This is a genomic window from Pseudoalteromonas sp. D15MCD-2, from assembly GCF_038562745.1.
GTDB lineage: Bacteria > Pseudomonadota > Gammaproteobacteria > Enterobacterales > Alteromonadaceae > Pseudoalteromonas.
The window spans coordinates 1,677,439-1,699,543 of the sequence record NZ_JBCFQE010000001.1; the positions used below are offsets into that span (position 1 = coordinate 1,677,439).

Here is a 22,105-nt window from a genome sequence, read left to right on the forward strand (position 1 = left end):
TCAGCCGCTATTTTTCCATAGAATAGCGGCTTTTCTGTTTTAACTGCTTTGATATGAATAAAACACACGTAATTGAACATTTACGCTTTGCGCTAGAGGCACAACTGCAAAACGCCAAAGCAGCTGCAAAAGCGGCTCATGACGCTGCAACCCACGAAGAAAGTGTTGCTGAAACCCAATACGATACCTTGGGTTTAGAGGCCGCATACTTAGCGCAAGGGCAAGCTGAACGAGTTAATGAGTGCTACCGTGATATTCAGGCATTCAATACGGTGTTTAAAGAAAGCGAATTTAATAAGGTTCGTGAAGGTGCATTAGTGTGTCTTGTCGATGAACAAGATTACGCAAAGTGGTTTTTTATGGGCCCAAGTGCAGGTGGCTTAGTGGTAACCGTAAAAGAGCAGCCTATTTATGTTGTGACAAGAGAAGCGCCGTTAGGTAAGCAATTGATTGGAAAGTGCCTTGATGATGAAGTTGAACTCTCTATTGCTGGCAATAAACAGTTGTACACCATAGATCAGTTAATTTAATTAATGGTATTTTTAATCAGTAAATTTAATCTTCAAGTAAAAAATATCTCGTTGGTCACAAAGCAAAAAAACCTCTATAAATCACATCAAGCTTAATGCTTATAAGCACCCATCTAGTTAAGTGAAGTTTAGCCTCATGCGTTCACTTAATTGGCTGGGTGTTTTCATTTTTTCATAAGACTTAATTTAGGAAAAGTCGTGTTTAAAACCTTGATTGTGGTTGATAACAATGAGCAACGTATTGCTCAAAATTTCGAAAATGTCATTACCTTTGACACCTACTTACGTGATTACCCAAAGCATAATGAGCCAAAAACACGCATTTTAAACTTGTGTGATACAGGGCAGTATTTAAGTAAAGGTTATTATTGTTCTTTGCTTGCTGAAGCAAGAAAGCACCAGGTATTACCGAGTGTAAAAACAATTAATGCGCTACGTAGCGATGAGTATAGCACGCGTCATAAAGCGCTTGCTGGTGGCACTGTCTTTTTTGGTCACACAGATCAAGAACAGCAAAGTAAGGCAACCAAAGCATTATTCTCGCAATATCCAGCGCCTATTTTGGTGTGTGATGATCACGGTGTTGTGAAGCAAGGCACGATTGCATCATTAGATGATATTGGCTTTACAGAGTTTGTAAAACAGCTCAATAGCTTTACGATGTCTGTATGGCGCATTCACGATAAAAAACGTCGTTACCGTTGGGATATGGCTATATTGGTTGATCACCAAGAAAAAGTGCCACCAAGTGATAAAGATGCCATTGCTAAATTTATTAAAGCAGCCGCTAAACATGGTATTTATGCCCAAGCACTGACATTTGATGAAATTACCAATATTGCACAATTTGATGCGTTATTTATTCGTCAAACAACTGCCATCGACCATCCAACCTATCGTTTAGCGAGTAAAGCACAAAGCTTAGGATTAGTGGTCATTGATGATGCAGAGTCAATACTGCGCTGTTGTAATAAAGTGTATTTGCACGATGCCTTTAATTATCAAAAAGTGCCGAGTTTAAAAACTCACGTTGTAGCTGATACAAGTGAAGAGACAATTGAAAGTTTAGAAGCAAACTTCAGCTACCCACTGGTATTAAAAATGCCAGAAGGCTCTTTCTCAAAAGGCGTATTTAAAGTCGCTAATCGTGATGAGTTAGTTGCTAAGTTAACAGAACTGTTTGAGTTCAGCGCACTTGTGCTAGCACAAGAGTACATGTACACCGAATATGATTGGCGTGTCGGGGTGTTAAATGGCCGTGCAATTTATGCGTGTCGTTATTTAATGGCGCGTAATCACTGGCAAATATACAACCATGATGCAAAACGATTTTTCTCAGGTGGCTTTGAAACCTTGCCAACGTTTGAGTTACCTAAAGTGGTACTTGATGCAGCATTAAAAGCCTGTAAAACAGTGGGTAAAGGTTTGTATGGCGTTGATGTTAAAGAGCATCAAGGTAAAGCATACGTGTTAGAAGTGAATGACAACCCGAGTATCGACCACAAAGTCGAAGATGCCTATTTAGGTGATGAGCTTTATATGATCATTATGGATGAGTTTAAACAACGCCTAGAAGCACGAGGCCGCGGTTAATGAACGTATCTGTTTGTCAAATCCGCTTTGCTAAGGCTGCGGATTTGACGGCTCTTGTCGTCATTGAAAAGCAAAGCTTTAACCAAGATAGATTAAGTAGCCGTAGTTTAAAACGCTGGATCAGCGCAAGCCACGGCTTACTGATGGTGGCTGAGGTAGATAATCAACTGGTTGGTTATGGTTTAGTGTGGTGTCACAAAGGAACGCGGCTTGCTCGGTTATATTCACTGGCGGTTTTGCAATCTCAGCAAGGTAAAGGTATTGCTTCAAAGTTACTACTTGCGCTTGAAAATGAAACGGCTAAACGGGGCCGTTTATACATGCGTTTAGAAGTTGCGGTAAACAACCAATCAGCAATTCGTTTATATGAAAAACTGGGTTACCAGGTGTTTGGTCATTATAGTGATTATTATGATGACCATAGTGATGCCCATCGAATGCAAAAAAACATTCGTCGTAATATCGAATTTAATGCCGATAAACACACACCTTGGTACCAGCAAACTACCGAATTTACCTGTGGCCCAGCGGCGTTATTAATGGCAATGTCATCATTGAATGATATCGCAATGAGCCAACTTAAAGAGCTGGATATATGGCGTGAAGCCACGACTATTTTCATGACTTCAGGGCATGGCGGTTGTCATCCTCTAGGGTTAGCACTTGCAGCAATGAAACGTGGTTTTAAAGCCGATGTTGTTTTAAATACCCGTGATACTTTGTTTATTGATGGTGTAAGAAGTGAAAAGAAAAAAGCCATTTTGCATACCGTACACAATCAGTTTGTGGCTGAATCAATAGCTGCAAAACTGCCTGTGAGGTATCAAGAGTTAACCTTGGCTACCATTGAGGATTGGCTTGCTGAGGGTAAAGCGGTGGTGTTATTGATCAGCACCTATCGGTTTGATGGTAAAAAGTCACCGCACTGGGTGTGTGTAACGCATATTGATGAGCATTGCTTGTACGTGCATGACCCGTTTTGTGAAAACGAAAAACAATTGGCGATTGATTGTCAGCATGTGCCAATAGCCAAAGCCGATTTTAGCAAAATGGCGAGTTTTGGTTCATCACGACTCAGCACTGCGATGGCCTTTTATTTATAATTTTGATTGTTAGTTTGATTTGGAAGTGCAGTGACACTGAGTAGTTTATTTGATATTGCCCCTTATTCTTGGTCAGCAATTGGTAGCGCTGCATTTTGCGGCGCAATTATTGGTATGGAGCGTCAATTACGCGGCAAACCTGTGGGTATTCGCACGTCAGCGCTCATTGTGTTAGGTACTTATTTGTTTCTATCAACAGCGTTTATGTTGCATGGAGAAGATATTGATCATTCACGTGTGGTTGGCCAAATTATCACCGGTATTGGCTTCTTAGGTGCAGGGGTGATGCTTGCAAAAGATGGCGCGGTAGTTGGTGTAACATCCGCTGCGACAATATGGGTATTAGCATCAATTGGTGTTGTCATTGCCACCGACAACTTGCTAGCTGCAATAAAGCTATCGGTGCTAGTGGTAGGTATTTTATATGGCGTAGATGTACTTGAAGCTAAATTTAAGAGCTTAGGGCGCGGTGTACATGCCCGTGTAAAACGCTATTCAAAGTTGTATTATCGAAAAGAAAAGTGAAGTTAGAAGGTAATAGAGGTTAGAATTTAGAAGTTAGAAGTGAGTTTCTAACCATAGTATTTAAATGCTTTTTGGTATTGATATACTTTGTTTCATAAGGCATAAAAAAGGGATTTATATATATGAAATTACTCTTGTTTATTCTGACTTCACTCTGTTTTGTTATAAGTCATACGGTTAATGCGATTGTACCAAACACTGAATATTATCAATCAGCGCTAGTGTATATTATTAAGTTAAATGAACAGCTTTCTAAAGTTGAAATTGCATTGAAAACAGAACATAACAAAGACGTTTATCAACAATTGCAAAAAAACTTACAAGATGAAATTGTATTAATCTAAAAGCGAGTTGCTTTATACAAACAAATAGAGCAACAAAATTTGATCATGTATTCAAGCACTCATACAACAAAGTAGCGAATGGAAAAAAGTTACATAATTAAGCCAGCTAGTTTAGAAGATTTGTTACTTGTCGATAGTCAAATTCCTGAGTTTGATGGTCGAAATACCCTTAGTAAATTACAAGCACAGTGTGCAGATGTTGACCACCTAGCTTTAGTCGCTTATATCGATAATAAGCCTGTGGCCTACAAACTGGGTTATGCGTTAGATTCAAACACCTTTTATAGTTGGCTTGGCGCGGTTGCGCCAGAATGTAGAGGGCAGGGCATTGCACAGGCTTTATTAAACGCGCAAGAAGCATGGGTTAAAGCCCACAGTTATCTAGCTATAAAAGTTAAGTCGATGAACCGTTTTCCTGCAATGCTGAGTCTGCTTATCAAAAATGACTATGCAATAGTAGGTTATGAAGACAGAGGCTGCACACAAACTAGTAAGATTTTATTCACGAAAGACATTTAAACTTTTTAGCTTACTTTGGCAAACTAATTAAAAAGTGGGCGCCTACATCACTTTCTTGTACGCAAATATCGCCTTGCAGTTGTTGGCTAACTATTTTCTTCGCTATGCTGAGGCCAAGCCCTATACCTGATTGGTTGTTTTTACCTTTATAAAATGGGGTGAAAATTGAGCTTAGTTCAGTACTGCTGATACCGGTGCCGTTATCGGTGTAGTGAATTTTTAACACCTCATCAAAATCAAAAATATCAATTTCTATTAAAGGGTCTGTAATATTGTTGAATGCATGCTCAATTGAGTTTTGCAATAAAATAAACAGCACTTGTTTTAGCAAGTCTATTTCAACTTCTAATTGGCTATGCGGGTTTTGATAATTAATGTCTAATTTGATACTGCGATGTTTTATTTGCTCTTCTAAGTGTTTATACAATGACTCAGAGAGTTGCTCTAACGTCATGATTGTTTTACTTGATTGTGATTTGGTATACAACAAATCTTGTAAAATACGTATTTTATAAGCAGATGATGTTAAGTTTCTATTTAGTAGTTCATTGGTATTTATCAATGTCTCTAAAGTATTTTGCAGTGCTTGTTGGCTAAGTCGTTTTTTTAAAAGTCTGGTTTGTGTTTCTTTGACAGCAAGTTGAGTAACATCTACTGCGGTAATGCAGTTACCGAGTGGTGTGTTGAGCTCGTGGGCTATTCCTCTAATTAAAGTGGCTAGTTCAGCAAACTGTTGCTGCTCAAACGCTTGTTTTTGCTGATACAATAATTTCAGTTGGGTTTCGAAGCTTTGCTTAATGGTTTCGAGTAGTTTTATCACAGGCTCGTTATATTCATGGGGTTTGCTATCTAAGATACAAATTGTGCCAAATGGGGTGGTGTCTCCTGCACATATAGGTAAACCTAAATAAGAAATCATATTAAGCTTGATATCTGGGTTTTCTTTGAAGTCTTCATCAATAAGTGCGTTTGGAATGTTCAGTAATTTCTGCGTTTTTACGACATGCTCACAATAAAGGCCTGAATCTTCTAACTCTTCACTGTCACCAATTTCATAAGGATTATCTTGGTTATTGTTTTTTGAAAATACACTAATAATATTGTTTTCTACTTTCATTACTAAGGCGACGGGCACATCAGCAAAAAGGGCTAAAACTTCGAGGGTTTTATTCCAACTTTGCACTAATTCATCATAATCAAGCTGATACATTTTTAGACTCAAACAAATACCTATACAACTAACTAAAAGCTTAGTAATAATTTTTAATTCAGCAACTTAAATATGATTAATCTGACCTTTGCTTAGAACATTTCCGGCATTTTAGCTTTATCCAAATAGTTTTCGTCTAACGACTGTGCGATATTCACTAGGTGTTTGTGAAAGCACTTTCTTGAATACCCGTGTTAAGTGACCTTGGTCGTTATAACCAACTTCCAGTGCAACTTCTTGAATAGACAAATTTGAAGACGCTAATAACTCTTTTGCAGTTTGTACCCGCAACTGTTGCCAATACTCCACAGGAGTTTGGCTGGTGGCTTGGCGAAAACGGCGTGTAAAGGTGCGGTAGCTTAAACTAAATTGTGCTGCAATTTCTTGCAGAGTCAGTTCAGATGTTAAATTGTTTTTTAGCCAAAATTGAATTTGTGCGATGAGTTCATCTGGGTGTTTATCGACGGCACCCTCAAGGTAGCGCTGATCTTCATAGGGCTTACGAATTTCATGGGAGAAATTACGCTCAACATGTTGTGCCGCTTCTCGTCCGTAATATTGACTAATAATATGCACAATAACATCGGCAAGGGCATTTAAACTCGCAACTGTATACATGCGCTCAGATTGTGTGATGAAAAAATCAGGCTTAAGCTGCACTTTAGGGTAGTCACGTTTAAATTGTTCTGCGTAATGCCAGTGGGTGGTAGCCGGGTGGCCATCCAATAAGCCTGCTTCTGCAACTAAACAATTACCTGTGCCTACACCAATGATATGACTGCCTTGTTGCCAAGAATCACCAAGCCAGTTCACCAAACTTTGCTGATTGCTCACCACAGGACGCGGGTTTCGCCAAATCCCAGGCACAATAATCAAGTCACTAGCAGGCGCGGTGACGGTTTCGCAATCGGGCATAATTGAAAGCCCAGTACGATTAGGGATCGCTTTTAGACTACTTGCCACTAAATTGATGTTTAGAGGTTTAAATTCGTTCTGCTGACGATGGCTTTTTGCAAAGGCCTCACCAGCTCTGAGCATTTCAATAGGCAGGGTTAAACTGGTTATTAATAAATGAGGATAAACCAAAATACTAATTTCAATGGCTTTTACTTGTTGAAGTTTCGTCACTTAAATTGCTCCGACCAGTTGTTTTTGGCCTATTGTGCATGTTATTTGGCTATTTAAGCATAAAGTGTGTTAATTAATCCATTTAAACTTGGTTTAATTCTCATAACACGTTTTCTCAAGGTTTTTTATGACAGCATTACCCGTTATTGTTGGTATGGGTGGTATTAATGCCGCTGGCCGCACTTCTTTTCATCAAGGTTATCGTCGTATCGTGTTAGACAGCTTGGACGCTAAAGCCCGTCAGGAGACATTTTTAGGTTTAGCGACATTAATGAACTTAGTCACTCTTACTGAAGGCGTACTTAAAGATGCCCAAGGCAATACCATTGCCGAATCAGACATCGAAGCTAAGTTCGGTGAACAAATTTTAGCTGGCACACTTATTCGTAAAATTGAAAAAAACCACTTCGATGTGGATGCGACTCCATGGCAGCAAAAAATGACGTTAACAGCGTCAGATGAACAGCAGATTGTTTTTGAAACGCGCCGCCGTGATTTACCAACTCCAGTACCAAGTGCTTGGCAGGTTGAAGAATTAACTGATAAAAAAGTTAAAGTCACAATTAGTGCTGATCTTGCTATTAAACATGACAGTACGCGCGATAATCCAATTAAAGCGGCCGGTCAATTACCATCAGGTTTTGAACCTTCGGCTATGTATAACAGCCGTTATCAACCAAGGGGTCTGCAAGCGACTATCTTTGCCGCAACCGATGCGATTCGTTCGACAGGTCTGGCGTGGCAGCAGGTGATGAATAGTGTTGAGCCTGATCAAATTGGCACTTACTCAGCTTCTGTGGCGGGTCAAGTTGATGATGAAGGATTTGGTGGATTAATACGTGCGCGTCAGCAGGGCGATCGTGTGAGTACAAAACAGCTTGCACTTGGCTTAAACACTATGTCTACTGACTTTATCAATGCTTATGTAACAGGCAATGTGGGTACAACCTTTACTACATCAGGTGCATGTGCAACTTTTTTATATAACTTACGTGCTGCAGTAAACGATATTCAAGCGGGTCGTACGCGTGTAGCTATTGTGGCGTCTGTTGAGTGTGCTATTACACCTGAAATTGTTGAAGGTTTTGGCAATATGAGCGCACTTGCAAATGAAGAAGGTCTAAAGCGCCTTGATAATACAGATGTGGTTGATCATCGCCGTACAAGTCGTCCATTTGGTGAAAACTGTGGTTTTACAATTGGTGAAGGCGCACAAGTTGCTATATTAATGGATGATGCATTGGCATTAGAGTTAGGCGCTGATGTGTTAGGCAGCGTTGCAGATGTGTTCGTCAATGCCGATGGTATTAAAAAATCAATTACAGCCCCGGGCCCAGGTAACTACATCACGATGGCAAAATCTGTTGCACTAGCAAACAGTATTGTTGGCCAAGAAGCGGTACAAAAGCGTAGCTTTATTTTGGCACATGGCTCAAGTACACCACAAAACCGCGTAACAGAATCACTGATCTATCATAAAGTGGCAGAAACATTTGCAATTGATAATTGGAAGGTTGCTGCGCCTAAAGCATATGTTGGCCATACCATTGCTCCAGCCAGTGGTGATCAATTAGCTATGGCATTAGGTGTGTTTAGTCACAACATTATGCCGGGTATTACGACAATCGATAAAGTGGCAGATGATGTGTATAGCGAGCATTTAGACATTCGTACTGAACACTATCAGTGTGATGCAATGGATATTGCCTTCATTAACTCAAAAGGCTTTGGTGGTAATAACGCAACTGCGACTGTGTTATCACCGGCAATTACATTAAAGATGCTAGCAAAGCGTCATGGTGATGAGGTTATGGCGCAATATCAAGACCGTCATACTCAGGTAGCCAAAGCGCAAGTTGACTATCAACAACACGCTGATTTAGGTCATTATGAGCTAATTTATCGTTTTGGTGATGGCTTAATTGATGAAAATGGCATTGAAATTAGTGAAGATTCAATGACAATCCCAGGTTTTGATAAAAAAGTTTTATTATCAAAACCAAACCCTTACCAGGATATGTTTTAAGATCAAGGCATGTTTAAGCACATTCTTGACAGCAAGGCGCTTTTAAAGCGCCTTTTTTAGTGCTATAAATGTTCCTATCAAAGGGAATTGGAGCCATTATCATGATTAAATTCACAAAACTCGCAGCACTTTGTTCACTTATCGCATTACCAACACAGGCTTTAGCACGAGACGTCAATGACTTAGGTGTTGATGTTCAAGCTGCTACCTCTGCTTATATTGTTAAAAATTCAAACAAACGTTACCCAGGTAGTTATAACGGCTCTCGTCTAGAAGGCTGGGCATTAATGTCTTATGTGGTTGATACACAAGGTAAGGCAAAAGACATTGAAGTGATCATGGCATCTGATACTCGGGGTAGTGAAGAAAATGCAGAGAAATACTTAACCAACTTAGAGTTTGCACCTGCCACAAAAGAAGGCAAAACCGTAGAAGGGGGTTACCTGTTTTCATTTGAAGTAGGTAAGTATTTTAATGGTTACTCAAATGATAAAGCGAGCCGTGGTTTTATTAATGAATACGATGAAATCAACAAAATGCTGCAAGCTAAAGAGTTTAAAAAAGCTGAGCAAGCATTGGCTGAGTTATATAAAGACCATACTAAAAACACCTCTGAACAGGCATTATTTGCATGGTTGAAAAGCCAATTTTATTATCATCAACAACAATGGTTTGGCTTTGATGAGCAGTTGTCTGTAGCCTATTTACTGCGAGCTAAGTTACCAACAGATATACAATATTTAGTCGCTAAAAGTGCTCTACAATGGTACAGCTTCAAGGGCGATTTTAATCTTGCATACAATGCTATTTATGCGTTAGATAATATCGAGGGTAAACAGTTTTCAGAAGAAAACAAACTTGCCACTATCAAGCAAATTGATGACTTATTGGCGCGAACACCGCAGATTAATTCACAAATCAATGTTTCAAAAGATAAGCTGTCATATTTATCTTTATCTCGCGGTTCTATCAAAATAGAAGGCGCGAGCGATGTTTCTAAATTACAGATCCGCTGTGCAGATCAAGTCATTGACCTTGAAGCAAGTGAATCGGTTAATTATGTCATTGATGAGCAGAGCAGACGTTGCGGTTTATTAGTTAAATCTGCAAGCCCTGCTGAGATTAAAGTTAAACAAACTGGCTATGCCATAGTTAACTCAAAATATGACGCGAGTTAATTGTTTACTTTAAGCGCTTAACATATCTTAGCGTTACGAAATTAATCAACGCCATTAAAAAGGCGATTTCGTAACGACTAAATGCCACAGCAATGCCAATAAGTCCCATGTTCCAAATACTGGCTGCTGTGGCTGTTCCATAGGTAGAGTTTTTGTTCTTCAAAATGGCACCACCGCCAATAAAGCCAATACCCGTGATAATCCCTTCGAGTACTTTTGATTCTGCCTCTGAACTTGTTAAAACAGACATGCCCACTAATGCATAACCACATGATGCAACAGCGACTAATGGAAATGTTCGTAGACCTGCACCATTACTGGTTTTTTCTCGATCAAAAGCCATTGGAAGGGCAAGTAAATAGGCAATACCTAGATGAATTAAATTATCGAGAATTTCATACCAATCAATATTAAAGTCCATGCTTTGCTCCTTGCTATAAAGATTATGATAGCTTTGCAATTTCAATACCCGATCAACAAATTAAATAAAATGAGGAAACTAGGGACATGTAGCCGGGTTTTTAAAAGCATGCCTTGCTATAATTTGCGATTTTTACGCAGTGCTATGTCATTTTTTCAGCCTTTTGGCTGTTTGAATTTTAGCCATGCTAACAGTATGCTAAACACGCTGACAAAATAGGCTTCACATTGAAACATTCCATCTCCTCTCTTGAAAAAACTGCGCTTGCACTGTGTATGTTTGGTGCACTGATTGCTGTGATTTTGCCTGATGTTATCACTGAGCAAGTTCAGCCGTTCGTACAAATGCTGTTAAAATGGACTGGTAGTAGCTTTTTCTTATTGGTGAATTTTTTATTGTTTGCCATCATTATTTTAGCAATTAGCCCACTCGGTAGCCGTAAAGTAGGTGGTGAGCAGGCTGTTGTTGAGTATTCAAACTTTGGCTGGTTTGCCATGTTGTTTGCAGCAGGAATGGGCTCTGGCTTGGTTTTTTGGGGCGTAGCAGAGCCTGCGTTACACTCACTCGACCCACCACTTAAACAAAGCTTATATCCAGATAGACTAGCCAGTAGCCTCGCTTTAACCCTAGTGAATTGGGGCGCTCATGCTTGGGCACTTTATGCTGTATTTGCGCTAGTGCTTGGCGGATTAACGCAATACAGTGGGAGGTCAGGAGATATTTGTGCCCCTGTTTTAACGGCGCTTGGTAATCGCATTGATAAGTCTGCAAAATTTACTGTGTCGTTTATTGTAAGGTTAATTGCGGTAATCGCTATTTTTTTTGGTGTCGTCGGCACCATAGCTAATTCCACTTTACTGATCAGTAAAGGCGTTGAAATAGAGTTGGGGGTTACTTCAACTTTATTAGTGGGTTCATTAATCGTTTGTTTGTTAGCAGTTATTTATTCGCTGTCGGTTAAATTTGGATTACGACGCGGGGTACAGTCACTAAGTATATTTAACGTATTTCTAGCATTTAGTCTGCTTTTTTGGTTGCTACTAGTGGTGCCAATTGAGCCTATTATAAAGATTGCTTTAGATGGAACAGGCTACTATTTACAGTTGCTTGCAACTGGCACTTGGCAATTCGATAGCCAATTAAAAGCCCCGGTATGGGCCACTCATTGGACATATAATTATTACTTTTGGTGGTTAGCGTGGGGGCCATTTGTTGGTGTGTTCCTAGCCAAAATTAGCCAGGGGCGTAAAGTTTGGCAATTTATTTTGGCGGTTGTGTGTATTCCAACTTTAGTGACTATTATTTGGTTTGCGACCTTTTCGGGGGCAGCAATTGAATGGGATAGACTTAACCAAGCGGGCATTTTAGTTGCTATAAAACAAGATTACAGCCAAGGCTTATTTGTATTTTTTAATCAACTAGACTGGCAAGGAACCGTGTTTATTTGGTTAAGCTTATTACTACTGTTGATATTTGTTGCTACATCCGCAGACTCTGCAATATTAGTCATAAGAGAGCTGGTTGGCTCTGAGCAAAATAACCGTGTGACACTCTACGCATGGTGTTTAGCATTATTCATATGTAGCTTTGCATTGTTACTGCTACAAGATGAGCCATTAAATCGTAGCGTTGCAATTTTAGGCGCTTTACCTTTCTTGTTAATATTCCTATTACAGTTAGTTGGGTTTTTAAAAGAGTTTATTCGTGATATTTGTGATTAATCTACAGTTTTTTACAGTTAAATTACCTGTTTGTTATTATGCTTAGAAAATAAGCTTAAGTGTATTGGAGGACCGATGCTTAAATCTTTGTACGTAATACTATCAGTAAGTTTACTCAGTGGCTGTACTGCAGTTGGCTTAGTTGCAGATGGAATTGGCGGACGCACGAGTCAGGCACAGCCGGCAAGCGCTTATGCAGATAAAAAAGATAATGACCGAGTTAACTATGGCATGACCATGACGATGCTAGGTTATGAAATCGACAAAGCGATTATTGAAGGCCTAGAGAGCGGTAGTAAAGACAAAGACGTTGAGCTTAAATGTCGTCAAATTAGTCGCGCAGTAAAAGAATGTGTTGAGGTTAAAGCTGAGCCAAAAAAAAGACCTACATTAATGGATAGTTTTAATAATGAAGATTAGCTTTTCAAAACTTGTTATTTGCTTAGTAAGCTACCAATTAGTGGGGTGTACAGTGGCGGGGTCAATAGTTGATGGCTATGCAAAAAACTCACAACCAACAAATCTTGCAACTACAAATGCAAATCAAAGTAACAGCACAGTAACGGACTCTGAAGGCTTTTCATTCGCAAAGTTAGGCTTTGAAATTGATAGCGCTGTTATTGGCTTACTCAAACCAAAAGAAGAACAACCGCAATTAGTTTGCAGGCAAATCACACGCAGTATTAAAGAGTGTGAGGAAGTTAAGCCCTCACACTAAAAATTAAGTATTAATTACAGATACTTTTGATGAAACATCAGGTGTTCGTCAATAAAGCTGCTGATAAAGAAGTAACTATGATCATAACCCGCGTGCATGTTGATCTCAGCTGGGTAATCTTTTTCGTTTACGACAGCAAATAAGTTCTCAGTTTTGAGTTGCTCAGTTAAGAAGTTATCGGCCTCACCTTGATCAATACGCATCGGTAAATAATCATCAGCGGCAGCTTTTTTCATCAATTCACAGCTGTCGTATTCAAGCCAACTTGCTTTATCACTACCTAGGTAATTACTGAACGCTTTTTCACCCCAAGGGCAATTAATCGGGTTCACAATCGGGCTAAAAGCACTGGCGCTGACGTATTGTTTAGGGTTTTTAAGTGCAATCATCAATGCGCCGTGACCACCCATAGAATGACCAGCAATGGCTTTTTTGGTCGTCACAGGGAAGTGCGCTTCGATAAGTGCGGGTAACTCAGAAACCACATAGTCGTACATGTTGTAGTGCACATTGTAAGGCGCTTGAGTCGCATTGACATAAAAACCAGCACCTTGACCAAAATCGTAATTTTCATCGTCAGGCACATTTTCACCGCGCGGGCTAGTATCTGGTGCGACAATCGCAATACCTAGTTCAGCCGCTTTTTTAAATGCTCCGGCTTTTTGCATAAAGTTTTCATCTGTACAGGTTAAACCTGACAACCAATACATCACTGGTACTTTATTCGTTTCGCTGGCACCTGGCGGTAAAAAAATCGCAAAGCGCATAGCACAATGTGTGCTGCTAGCTTGGTGGGTATATTGTTTATGCCAGCCACCGCTGACTTTTGTTGAGCTTATGTTTTCTAGCATAACCAAATCCTTGAAACAAAGGCGCTAGGAGTCAATCTAGCGCCAAATTAAAAGATTAATAATGAATAACTGAACGGATGCTCTTACCTTCGTGCATTAAGTCGAAAGCTTCATTGATATCTTCAAGTTTCATGGTGTGTGTGATGAAATCGTTTAACGCAAACTCACCATTCATATAGCGCTTAACAATCTCTGGTAATTCAGAGCGACCTTTAACGCCACCAAATGCACTACCGCGCCATACACGACCTGTTACTAGTTGGAAAGGACGAGTAGAGATCTCTTGGCCTGCACCTGCAACACCAATGATTACTGATTCACCCCAACCTTTGTGACAACACTCAAGAGCAGAACGCATTACATTAACGTTACCGATACATTCAAATGAGAAATCAACACCACCGTCAGTCATTTCAACGATAACTTCTTGGATTGGTTTGTCGAAGTCATTTGGATTGATTAAATCAGTTGCACCTAGTTTAGTAGCAAGATCAAACTTACTGGTGTTGATATCAACACCAATAATACGGCCAGCGCCCGCCATTTTCGCACCGATAATCGCCGATAAACCGATACCACCTAAGCCAAAAATAGCCACTGTATCGCCTTTTTGAACTTTTGCTGTTTTAGTAACAGCACCCATGCCGGTTGTTACACCACAACCAAGTAAACAAATTTCTTCAAGAGGCGCTTCTTTGCTTACTTTAGCAAGTGAAATTTCTGGTAATACAGTGTACTCAGAGAAGGTAGAGCAACCCATGTAGTGATAAATTGGTTGACCATCTTTATAGAAACGCGTTGTGCCATCAGGCATTAAACCTTTACCTTGCGTTTCACGTACCGCAGAGCATAAATTTGTTTTGCCCGATTTACACATTTTACACTCGCCACATTCAGCAGTGTAAAGAGGAATAACATGATCGCCTACTTCAACATGTGTTACACCTTCACCTACCGCTTCAACAATACCGCCACCTTCATGGCCAAGGATTGCTGGGAAAATACCTTCAGGGTCTTCACCAGATAAAGTAAATGCATCGGTATGACAAACACCTGTAGCAACAATCTTTACAAGCACTTCGCCTTTTTTAGGCATCATTACATCCACTTCTTCAATTGATAGTGGTTGATTTGGACCCCAAGCGATAGCCGCTTTTGATTTGATAAAATCAGTCATAACGTTCCCTTATAGTTGTTGGAAGTAAGTATTAAACTTAGTCTATTTTATTTGTTTCTCAATGAATGATAATCTTCGTTTTATTAAAACACTTTTACAGTATGGTAATAATGAATCGTTGGCACGGAATTGATGAGTTTTTAGCGGTAGCAGAAACAGGCAGTTTTACAAAAGCAAGTAAACTACTGGGTATGTCAGTGGCCCATGTAAGCCGGTATGTGAGTCAATTAGAAGAGCGATTAAACACACAATTGTTAACCCGAACAACCCGTAAAGTGGTGCTAACGCAAGAAGGGCAGGTGTTTGCGCATCAAACTAAACAATTACAGCATGCCATGGATGATGCCACGGCACTGCTTGCAGAGCAGCAACTGACACCAAAAGGTAGTATAAAACTAACAGCTCCTGTGATGTATGGTGAAAGTTTCATCATGCCTGCGGTACATTCGTTTATGCAAAAGCACCCAGATATTGAAGTGATCAGCCATTTAAGCAATGAGCAAGTCAATCTACTAGAAGATGGGTATGATCTCGCTATTCGCCTTGGTCATTTAAAAGATTCATCTTTAAAAGCACGGCGCATTAGTCAGCGCAGGCTTGTTATTTGTTGTAGCTCTGAATATATCAATAAATTCGGCCAACCACACAGTGTGAGTGAATTACATCAGCACAATTGCCTGATTGGTAATAACAGTTACTGGCGGGTAAAAGAGCAGGGTCAAGATAAGCACATCAAAGTGGCAGGGCGTTTGGCCTGTAACAGTGGCTGGGCATTGGTTGACGCTGCAATAAAAGGGTTAGGCATCGTGCAACTACCAGATTACTATGTCAATGACCACCTAGCCAATGGCAGGTTGAGTGCTGTACTTTCGAATGTTGCACCGGCACCTGAAGGTGTATGGGGGGTGTATCCACCAAGGCAGTTTATCGCAACCAATGTAAAAGCATTACTTGACCATTTGGTTGCTACTGTTCAAGTATCAGATTTATAATTATTTTTTACAATTTCGCGCATCCCATGCTAGCTAAATCTATGCTAATATGAGCGCATATTTAGCCCTTGGAATACCCATAATTTATTATGTTTCAACCTGTTAGCCTTTTTATAGGGCTGAGATATAGTCGCTCCTCAAAGGGCAATGCCTTTATCTCATTTATTTCATTTTTCTCTATCGCGGGCATTGCTATTGGTTTAATGGCCTTGTTTACAGTCAGTTCAGTAATGAATGGTTTTGAGAATAACCTTAAAACCAACATGCTTGGTTTAATTCCACATATTGAAGTATCAGCCGAAGATAACTCGAAAGAAACCATGTTGCAGTTAAAGCAGCAACTAGCAAATTCTCAAGATGTTAAACAAGTTAACCTATACCGCCATGGCGAAGCCATTTTACAAACTAACCAAGATTTGCACGGCGTATTGTTACAAGGCCTTTATGATGAAGGAAGCTCCATCTATAACGTAAAAGATAAAATTGTTGCCGGCAATTGGTCACAAGTAATGGACAGCAACTACCATATTGCGATTAGCCGCTACTTGAGTCGAAAATTGGGTATTTCTCTTGGGGATAAAGTACGGGTGATCATGCCTAATGCCAGTTCGTATACCCCCCTTGGTCGAGTACCGAGTCAGCGCTTGTTTACCGTTGCTGCACTTTATGAAACACAGTCAGAAATTGATATGTCATTGGCATTTACCAGTGGCTATTCGTTAGGCAGAGTTTTAAAACTAGCAAAATCAGCAGCCCCTAATTTGAGTGTATCGCTGTATGAACCATTTGCTGTTGAGCAAGTATTGCAATCGCAGTTAGCTATTTTAAACGATTACACAGTGACTGACTGGCGAGCTAGCCAAGGCACACTATTTGCCGCTGTGGCAATGGAAAAGCGCATTATGTCGATGTTACTTGGCTTAATCGTGCTCGTTGCAGTGTTTAATATCATTTCAGCATTAACCATGATGGTCAGTGAGAAGCAAAGTGAAGTCGCTATTTTACAAACACAGGGTTTAACTCCGTTACAAGTGCAGCACGTGTTTATGATCCAAGGCTTATATAACGGCCTTATCGGTACCAGTATTGGTGCGTTACTTGGTGTGCTATTGAGTAGCAACATTAATGAATTATTGAATATGTTAGGCATCAATTTACTAGCGGGCGTGAGTTTACCCGTTAAATTTGATGTTATGAGTTTGAGTTTTATTGCCGCAGGGAGTATTGCGATGAGCTTTTTAGCTACCTTGTATCCTGCCAGAAAAGCTGCAAAAGTGAATCCAGCAGAGGTATTACGTTATGAGTGATTTAGTTATCAATTGTCAGCAGTTAAATAAAGTCTATCAAGATGGCGATAACGAGGTTGCGGTATTAAAAGGGGTTGATTTAGCACTTAAACAAGGCGAAATGTTAGCTGTTGTAGGGAGCTCTGGCTCTGGTAAAAGTACCTTATTGCACATATTAGGCACCTTAGATAACGAAAGCTCAGGCAAGGTTGAAATTAAAGGTCAGCAGGTTTCTAAATTAAACCGTAAACAGCAAGCCAGTTTCCGAAATGAAAATTTGGGCTTTATTTATCAATTCCATCATCTATTAATGGAGTTTACTGCCATCGAAAATGTTGCAATGCCATTATTAATTAAAGGCTTAAGCGCAAAAGCGGCAACCGAAAAAGCCTGTAACATGCTAGATAAAGTAGGGTTATCTCATCGTAGCGAACATAAACCTTCGGCGTTATCAGGTGGTGAGAGGCAGCGGGTTGCAATAGCACGTGCATTAGTAACCGAGCCTGCTTTGGTGCTTGCCGATGAACCAACCGGTAACCTAGATAAACAAAACGCAATTAAGATTTACGATTTAATTAAAGAATTAAATACTAGCTTAAAAACCAGTTTTGTTGTGGTAACCCATGATTTAGAACTTGCAGATAAACTAGGCAAAATTGCCTATTTAGATGATGGTAAGCTCGCAATTAAAGAGTCTCAGCATGTTGCTTAGTGCCTTTATTTCAAAACGCTTTCGTGCCCATAGTGGCCAAAAAGACGGACAAAACGGTTTTGTTAGTTTTATCGCTAAAGCATCGACAATCGGCATTCTTTTAGGTGTCGCTGTGCTAATTGTTGCTTTATCAGTTATTAATGGTTTTGAGCAGCAGCTAGTACATCGGCTTTTATCGGTCGTACCTCAGGTTGAATATGTTGCGCCTAATAAACCAATCAATAATTGGCAGTCAAAAGTTGCACTACTGCGCTCTCAAGCCGGTGTAACAGGTGCTGCGCCGTTTATTAGTGTCAACGGCATGGCGCAATATAAAAGTGAGTTAAAAGCAGTTGAAGTGCGTGGTGTAAGCCCTGAATTTGAAAACCAAGTGTCGGCGTTAAATCAATTTACAGAAGGGCGCTTAGTTAGCCAGCTACAACAAGAAGATGTGCTTTTAGGCCAACAAATCGTTAACCGATTGGGCCTTAAAATTGGCGACCCAGTTACCTTATTAATCCCACAGATAAACCAGCAAAGTAACACTTTATTGGCGCCAAAGCGTGTTAGCTTGAATCTTGCGGGTATTATAAAAATGGGCGGCCCAATTGATGAAACAGCGGCTTTTATTCGCCTTGATAAAGCGCAAAGTGTGTTGAGTTTTGAGCAAAACCAAGTAACCGGTTTACGTCTACGAGTAGCTGATGTGTTCGCGGCCCATCAAACGGCGATGCGTGTGGGGCAAGTTATTCCTGATTATGTCTATGTCTCAAGTTGGTTTAGAACCCAGGGTAGCTTGTATCAAGATATTCAAATGGTTCGCACGATTGTGTATATCGTGGTGTTTTTAATAATTGCGGTAGCGAGTTTTAATATTGTTTCGTCATTAGTGATGGAAGTACGTGAAAAACAGGCAAATATCGCAATTTTAAAAACCATGGGCGCACAAGATAGCACCATTTTAGCAACCTTCGTAATGCAAGGTTTTACACAAGCTTTAATTGGTGTGATCTTAGGCACTGTTATCGGTGTGATGCTCGCGTTAAACATCAGTGAACTGTTCACTTGGGCAAGTAACTTACTTGGCGATAACCCGTTACAAGGTGTTTATTTTATTGAGTTTTTACCCAGTAAACTAGTTTGGCAAGATATTGTTATCACGGTGATTGTTACTTTTGTTCTCGCTATTTTGGCAACCTTATATCCTGCGTGGCAAGCAACCCGAGTTGACCCTGCAAAAGTTCTTGGTAATTAAGGAGTGTTTATGGATAAGCAACGCATTATCGATTTTTGGTTTAATGAATTAGGACCAGAAGCTTGGTATCAGCAATCAGATGAAGTTGATGCCTTAATTACACGTGAGTTTTCAGAGTGCCTTTTGCAGGTTATCGCTGGCGAGCATGCTGACTGGCGAGTTGATGCTCAAGGCTCTTTAGCTGAAATTATCGTGTTAGATCAGTTTTCACGCAATATTTACCGTAATACGGTGAAAGCGTTTAGCCAAGACCCACAAGCACTAAGCCTAGCGCAAAGAGCCATTGAATTAGGTTTTGATAAAAAATTACCTAGCTCTCAAGCTGCGTTTATTTATATGCCGTTTATGCACAGTGAATCGAAAGTCATTCATCAGCAAGCTGAGAAATTGTTTAAAGGCATGAGTAATTATGAATTTGAACTAAAACACAAAGTGATTATTGATAGGTTCGGTCGTTACCCACATCGAAATAAAATTTTAGGTCGTGAATCAACAGCTGAAGAGCTGCAATTTTTAACAGAGCCTAACTCTTCTTTCTGAGTTGATTGAATAGTACGCAAGTAAATTTAAATGCTCTTTGATTGCCCGTAAACACTTGCACAGCGCCATTTTAAACCTTAAAGTGTCAGAAATGTTGTAAAAGAGTAACTACCATGGAACAAAAACAAGCAAGACCATTAACACCAGAAGAACAAGCCGAAGCGCAAAAACAAAGTGTTATTTGGCAAAGAGAATGTTTCCAAAATGCACAAAAGCATTTAGCTGAAAAAGGCGTTATTCCGCAAACTGTTGTAGAAAAAGAAAGCCGTTTTATCGCCCCATTAGTAGCGATTTGGAAATTTAAAGCACAAAACGGTAAGAGCTATTGGGTGATCACCGGTCGTTTACCTACCGATCACGCTGAAGCAAGTGCAGCAAATAATGCACGTGAAGTATTACGTTATTTCTCAATGCAGTGGCAAATGAAGGCTGATCAGCTAATGCAATCAGGTGCGGTAGATAAAACCAAAGTTGATTTTGCTAACCTGTTAATCAACCGTGCTCATGGTTTATATGAGCTATTTGAAAAAGAAGAAATGTGGCAAAACGAGCCTGCATAACTTCTAATAAGAAAGCTGAATAATGTTATTCAGCTTTTTTATTTAACATATACCTTAATGCACCAAAGTGAATGGCCGCGTATCAAATTGCTTAATAGGGCAGAGCATTCGCTGCCTTGGAATACCAGCCTCCATAAATACTAAGCCATCAGCCGAAAAACCATTTCGTTTAAATCTATCTACTTCGTTCAATATGCAATTAATGCTGACGCAATCACAGCCTTGCTTTTCAGCCATGCCTACTAAGTAATTCAATAATGATTTGTAAACCGAACGGTTACGATGTTCAGGTAAAACTGCAATACGCCCAATGAGGCCATCATTACATAAACGCCCAGTGGCAACTGGGCATTTACACTCGTCGGTCACGAGTACGTGATGTGCTGTTTTATCTAAATGATCAAACTCAATGTCTTTAGGAATATGTAGTTCGCATACAAATACTCGCTCTCTGATCTGTTGTAAGAGTTCCTTGTCGATACTCCATTCAACTTCATCTATTTGATAGCTCATAAACACACGCTCCTAACAAAACCAAATACCCTCATTTAAAAGTGTAGTAAAGGTTTTCAAGAAAATGTGATTATTTTTTGAACTATTTATATCGGCAGCGGTCAGCCAGGTTTGATCTGTGAGCTTTGTTATTAATTCAAGGTCAGTTAAATCATGCATATAATTAACACCATTAATACTTAAAAGTATTTTATCGTCAATTACTTGATAAATGGCACGGGTACCACCTAAACGCTCAAAAACAACGTCCTCATCATTAAGTAAGTCATTTACGTCATCTAGTGTATATGGCTCCTCTAAAGGCGCTAAATCCATGTCATGTTTTGGCTGACTCATACTGTTACCAAGCCAAGTCTTGAATACTGCGTCATCATTAATCGCAGCAATCATAAGTTGCTTCACTTTTTCTGCTTCAGTTTGGTTAAGTTCACCTTTAGATGAACGCAACTTAAGCTCTGCATCACCATATCGTTGATTACCAAGCTCAGTATCGATGAGGTGATCGGCAAATTGTGATAATAAATCGCGTTGATTTGGCGCTCTAAAACCTACAGAGTAATTAAGTGCATTTTCAACTGCGTAACCTTCATGTGGGCAACCTGGTGGAATATAGAGAATATCTCCCGGCTCTAACACACAGTCGATCACGGCAGGAAATTGTTCAACTTGTAACAGGCTCTTATTTTGTGCAAATTGCTTTAAGTTCGCATCAGGTAAACCAACTCGCCAGTGGCGCTTTCCTTCACCTTGAATAATAAACACGTCGTATTGATCTAAATGCGGACCCACGCCACCACCCGGGGTAGAGTAGCTGATCATTAAATCATCGATACGCCAGTTTGGAATAAAGCGAAATGGCTCCAGTAGTTGCGCTGCATCGCTATGCCAATGGTCAACTGCTTGCACCAGTAATGTTGAGTGCTTTTCAGTTAGCAAGCTAAAGTCTTCAAAAGGACCATGGTATGCTTGCCAATCATCTGAGTGATTGGTCACAATACGTGATTCAATGCTTTCTTCCATGGCAAGACCGGCCAATTCTTCGGGCTCAATCGGATCTGCAAAATCCTTGAAGCCTTGCTTTATAAGTAATGGTTTTTTCTGCCAATACTCAGCTAAAAATTGCTCTTGGGTTAATGAATTGATGGTTAATTGATACATAACATGACCTAAGCGAATTGATATAAAAAAAGCGAAAGGAAGGCCTTTCGCTTTTTTAAGTCTTAA

At 39.9% G+C, this 22,105-nt stretch carries 24 protein-coding genes; 17 read left to right on the forward strand and 7 right to left on the reverse strand.

Annotation, left to right across the window (positions count from 1 at the left end):
- Positions 1-53: 53 nt before the first annotated feature.
- The 6 genes from AADY36_RS07550 (at position 54) to AADY36_RS07575 (ending at position 4,614) form a co-directional block, all read left to right on the forward strand.
- Complete coding sequence (locus AADY36_RS07550) at positions 54-530, forward strand: transcription elongation factor GreAB (RefSeq protein WP_342408783.1); 477 nt, start codon at positions 54-56, stop codon at positions 528-530.
- 198 nt (positions 531-728) lie between these two features.
- Positions 729-2,123, forward strand: a complete 1,395-nt coding sequence (locus AADY36_RS07555; protein ID WP_342408784.1) for a RimK family protein — start codon at positions 729-731, stop codon at positions 2,121-2,123.
- Entirely contained in the window at positions 2,123-3,226 is a 1,104-nt protein-coding gene (locus AADY36_RS07560; protein ID WP_342408785.1) for a GNAT family N-acetyltransferase/peptidase C39 family protein, read from the forward strand. The genes AADY36_RS07555 and AADY36_RS07560 overlap by 1 nt, the downstream gene beginning before the upstream one ends.
- A 30-nt stretch (positions 3,227-3,256) precedes the next feature.
- Complete coding sequence (locus AADY36_RS07565; RefSeq protein ID WP_054551426.1) at positions 3,257-3,751, forward strand: MgtC/SapB family protein; 495 nt, start codon at positions 3,257-3,259, stop codon at positions 3,749-3,751.
- Positions 3,752-3,873: 122 nt separating this feature from the next.
- Positions 3,874-4,095, forward strand: coding sequence for a hypothetical protein (locus tag AADY36_RS07570; protein WP_342408786.1), 222 nt, complete (start codon positions 3,874-3,876; stop codon positions 4,093-4,095).
- Positions 4,096-4,173: 78 nt separating this feature from the next.
- Positions 4,174-4,614 carry a GNAT family N-acetyltransferase gene (locus AADY36_RS07575; protein WP_342408787.1) on the forward strand — a complete coding sequence of 147 codons (441 nt, stop codon included), beginning with the start codon at positions 4,174-4,176 and terminating at the stop codon, positions 4,612-4,614.
- Between the two features lie 10 nt (positions 4,615-4,624).
- Here the strand turns inward: AADY36_RS07575 and AADY36_RS07580 are convergent, their stop codons facing one another.
- Both AADY36_RS07580 and AADY36_RS07585 read right to left on the reverse strand, forming a co-directional pair.
- A complete protein-coding gene (locus AADY36_RS07580) occupies positions 4,625-5,836 on the reverse strand; it encodes a GAF domain-containing sensor histidine kinase (RefSeq protein WP_342408788.1) in 1,212 nt (403 codons plus the stop codon).
- Between the two features lie 105 nt (positions 5,837-5,941).
- Positions 5,942-6,952 carry a GlxA family transcriptional regulator gene (locus tag AADY36_RS07585; RefSeq protein WP_239963460.1) on the reverse strand — a complete coding sequence of 337 codons (1,011 nt, stop codon included), beginning with the start codon at positions 6,950-6,952 and terminating at the stop codon, positions 5,942-5,944.
- A gap of 127 nt (positions 6,953-7,079) precedes the next feature.
- Here AADY36_RS07585 and AADY36_RS07590 point away from each other — a divergent pair, with 127 nt between their 5' ends.
- Positions 7,080-8,978: a beta-ketoacyl synthase gene (locus tag AADY36_RS07590; RefSeq protein WP_342408789.1), complete on the forward strand. Its 1,899-nt coding sequence runs from the start codon at positions 7,080-7,082 to the stop codon at positions 8,976-8,978.
- A 101-nt stretch (positions 8,979-9,079) separates the two neighbouring features.
- Positions 9,080-10,156: an energy transducer TonB gene (locus AADY36_RS07595; protein WP_054561618.1), complete on the forward strand. Its 1,077-nt coding sequence runs from the start codon at positions 9,080-9,082 to the stop codon at positions 10,154-10,156.
- 4 nt (positions 10,157-10,160) lie between these two features.
- Here AADY36_RS07595 and AADY36_RS07600 read toward each other — a convergent pair whose 3' ends face one another.
- The gene (locus AADY36_RS07600; RefSeq protein WP_054561617.1) at positions 10,161-10,577 is read right to left on the reverse strand and encodes an MgtC/SapB family protein; all 417 of its coding nucleotides are present in this window, start codon (positions 10,575-10,577) and stop codon (positions 10,161-10,163) included.
- A 227-nt stretch (positions 10,578-10,804) separates the two neighbouring features.
- Between AADY36_RS07600 and AADY36_RS07605 the strand changes: the two genes are divergently transcribed.
- From AADY36_RS07605 to AADY36_RS07615, 3 genes are all read left to right on the forward strand, one after another.
- Positions 10,805-12,298 (forward strand): BCCT family transporter, encoded by a 1,494-nt coding sequence (locus AADY36_RS07605; RefSeq protein ID WP_342408790.1) that lies wholly within the window; start codon positions 10,805-10,807, stop codon positions 12,296-12,298.
- A gap of 75 nt (positions 12,299-12,373) precedes the next feature.
- Positions 12,374-12,718 carry a hypothetical protein gene (locus AADY36_RS07610; RefSeq protein ID WP_054561615.1) on the forward strand — a complete coding sequence of 115 codons (345 nt, stop codon included), beginning with the start codon at positions 12,374-12,376 and terminating at the stop codon, positions 12,716-12,718.
- Positions 12,708-13,016, forward strand: a complete 309-nt coding sequence (locus AADY36_RS07615) for a hypothetical protein (RefSeq protein WP_342408791.1) — start codon at positions 12,708-12,710, stop codon at positions 13,014-13,016. The genes AADY36_RS07610 and AADY36_RS07615 overlap by 11 nt, the downstream gene beginning before the upstream one ends.
- 14 nt (positions 13,017-13,030) lie before the next feature.
- Here AADY36_RS07615 and fghA read toward each other — a convergent pair whose 3' ends face one another.
- A complete protein-coding gene (gene fghA, locus AADY36_RS07620) occupies positions 13,031-13,867 on the reverse strand; it encodes an S-formylglutathione hydrolase (protein ID WP_248526742.1) in 837 nt (278 codons plus the stop codon).
- Positions 13,868-13,922: 55 nt separating this feature from the next.
- Complete coding sequence (locus AADY36_RS07625; RefSeq protein ID WP_342408792.1) at positions 13,923-15,044, reverse strand: S-(hydroxymethyl)glutathione dehydrogenase/class III alcohol dehydrogenase; 1,122 nt, start codon at positions 15,042-15,044, stop codon at positions 13,923-13,925.
- Between the two features lie 110 nt (positions 15,045-15,154).
- On the opposite strand from AADY36_RS07625, the gene AADY36_RS07630 reads away from it, so the two are divergent.
- The 6 genes from AADY36_RS07630 (at position 15,155) to AADY36_RS07655 (ending at position 20,368) form a co-directional block, all read left to right on the forward strand.
- A complete protein-coding gene (locus AADY36_RS07630) occupies positions 15,155-16,036 on the forward strand; it encodes a LysR family transcriptional regulator (protein WP_082401569.1) in 882 nt (293 codons plus the stop codon).
- A gap of 89 nt (positions 16,037-16,125) precedes the next feature.
- Complete coding sequence (locus tag AADY36_RS07635; RefSeq protein WP_342408793.1) at positions 16,126-17,343, forward strand: lipoprotein-releasing ABC transporter permease subunit; 1,218 nt, start codon at positions 16,126-16,128, stop codon at positions 17,341-17,343.
- On the forward strand, positions 17,336-18,034 hold the full coding sequence (lolD, locus tag AADY36_RS07640) for a lipoprotein-releasing ABC transporter ATP-binding protein LolD (protein ID WP_342408794.1): 699 nt from the start codon (positions 17,336-17,338) through the stop codon (positions 18,032-18,034). Before AADY36_RS07635 ends, lolD begins: the two co-directional genes overlap by 8 nt.
- Positions 18,024-19,268, forward strand: coding sequence for a lipoprotein-releasing ABC transporter permease subunit (locus AADY36_RS07645; RefSeq protein WP_342408795.1), 1,245 nt, complete (start codon positions 18,024-18,026; stop codon positions 19,266-19,268). Before lolD ends, AADY36_RS07645 begins: the two co-directional genes overlap by 11 nt.
- Positions 19,269-19,277: 9 nt before the next feature.
- On the forward strand, positions 19,278-19,808 hold the full coding sequence (locus AADY36_RS07650; RefSeq protein WP_342408796.1) for a DUF924 family protein: 531 nt from the start codon (positions 19,278-19,280) through the stop codon (positions 19,806-19,808).
- A gap of 113 nt (positions 19,809-19,921) precedes the next feature.
- Positions 19,922-20,368 carry a DUF4826 family protein gene (locus tag AADY36_RS07655; protein ID WP_054561606.1) on the forward strand — a complete coding sequence of 149 codons (447 nt, stop codon included), beginning with the start codon at positions 19,922-19,924 and terminating at the stop codon, positions 20,366-20,368.
- Between the two features lie 54 nt (positions 20,369-20,422).
- On the opposite strand, the gene AADY36_RS07660 is transcribed toward AADY36_RS07655, so the two are convergent.
- Positions 20,423-20,881, reverse strand: coding sequence for a GNAT family N-acetyltransferase (locus tag AADY36_RS07660; RefSeq protein WP_054561605.1), 459 nt, complete (start codon positions 20,879-20,881; stop codon positions 20,423-20,425).
- Positions 20,882-20,893: 12 nt separating this feature from the next.
- The gene (locus AADY36_RS07665; protein WP_055198762.1) at positions 20,894-22,039 is read right to left on the reverse strand and encodes a cupin domain-containing protein; all 1,146 of its coding nucleotides are present in this window, start codon (positions 22,037-22,039) and stop codon (positions 20,894-20,896) included.
- Positions 22,040-22,105 lie beyond the last annotated feature (66 nt).

Bases quoted from the DNA above. Each gene is read 5' to 3' on its own strand.
- AADY36_RS07550 (WP_342408783.1), top strand. From the start codon at position 54: ATGAATAAAACACACGTAATTGAACATTTACGCTTTGCGCTAGAGGCA.
- AADY36_RS07560 (WP_342408785.1), top strand. From the start codon at position 2,123: ATGAACGTATCTGTTTGTCAAATCCGCTTTGCTAAGGCTGCGGATTTG.
- AADY36_RS07570 (WP_342408786.1), top strand. From the start codon at position 3,874: ATGAAATTACTCTTGTTTATTCTGACTTCACTCTGTTTTGTTATAAGT.
- AADY36_RS07575 (WP_342408787.1), top strand. From the start codon at position 4,174: ATGGAAAAAAGTTACATAATTAAGCCAGCTAGTTTAGAAGATTTGTTA.
- AADY36_RS07590 (WP_342408789.1), top strand. From the start codon at position 7,080: ATGACAGCATTACCCGTTATTGTTGGTATGGGTGGTATTAATGCCGCT.
- AADY36_RS07595 (WP_054561618.1), top strand. From the start codon at position 9,080: ATGATTAAATTCACAAAACTCGCAGCACTTTGTTCACTTATCGCATTA.
- AADY36_RS07600 (WP_054561617.1), bottom strand. From the start codon at position 10,577: ATGGACTTTAATATTGATTGGTATGAAATTCTCGATAATTTAATTCAT.
- AADY36_RS07610 (WP_054561615.1), top strand. From the start codon at position 12,374: ATGCTTAAATCTTTGTACGTAATACTATCAGTAAGTTTACTCAGTGGC.
- AADY36_RS07615 (WP_342408791.1), top strand. From the start codon at position 12,708: ATGAAGATTAGCTTTTCAAAACTTGTTATTTGCTTAGTAAGCTACCAA.
- fghA (WP_248526742.1), bottom strand. From the start codon at position 13,867: ATGCTAGAAAACATAAGCTCAACAAAAGTCAGCGGTGGCTGGCATAAA.
- AADY36_RS07625 (WP_342408792.1), bottom strand. From the start codon at position 15,044: ATGACTGATTTTATCAAATCAAAAGCGGCTATCGCTTGGGGTCCAAAT.
- AADY36_RS07630 (WP_082401569.1), top strand. From the start codon at position 15,155: ATGAATCGTTGGCACGGAATTGATGAGTTTTTAGCGGTAGCAGAAACA.
- AADY36_RS07635 (WP_342408793.1), top strand. From the start codon at position 16,126: ATGTTTCAACCTGTTAGCCTTTTTATAGGGCTGAGATATAGTCGCTCC.
- lolD (WP_342408794.1), top strand. From the start codon at position 17,336: ATGAGTGATTTAGTTATCAATTGTCAGCAGTTAAATAAAGTCTATCAA.
- AADY36_RS07645 (WP_342408795.1), top strand. From the start codon at position 18,024: ATGTTGCTTAGTGCCTTTATTTCAAAACGCTTTCGTGCCCATAGTGGC.
- AADY36_RS07650 (WP_342408796.1), top strand. From the start codon at position 19,278: ATGGATAAGCAACGCATTATCGATTTTTGGTTTAATGAATTAGGACCA.
- AADY36_RS07655 (WP_054561606.1), top strand. From the start codon at position 19,922: ATGGAACAAAAACAAGCAAGACCATTAACACCAGAAGAACAAGCCGAA.
- AADY36_RS07660 (WP_054561605.1), bottom strand. From the start codon at position 20,881: ATGAGCTATCAAATAGATGAAGTTGAATGGAGTATCGACAAGGAACTC.
- AADY36_RS07665 (WP_055198762.1), bottom strand. From the start codon at position 22,039: ATGTATCAATTAACCATCAATTCATTAACCCAAGAGCAATTTTTAGCT.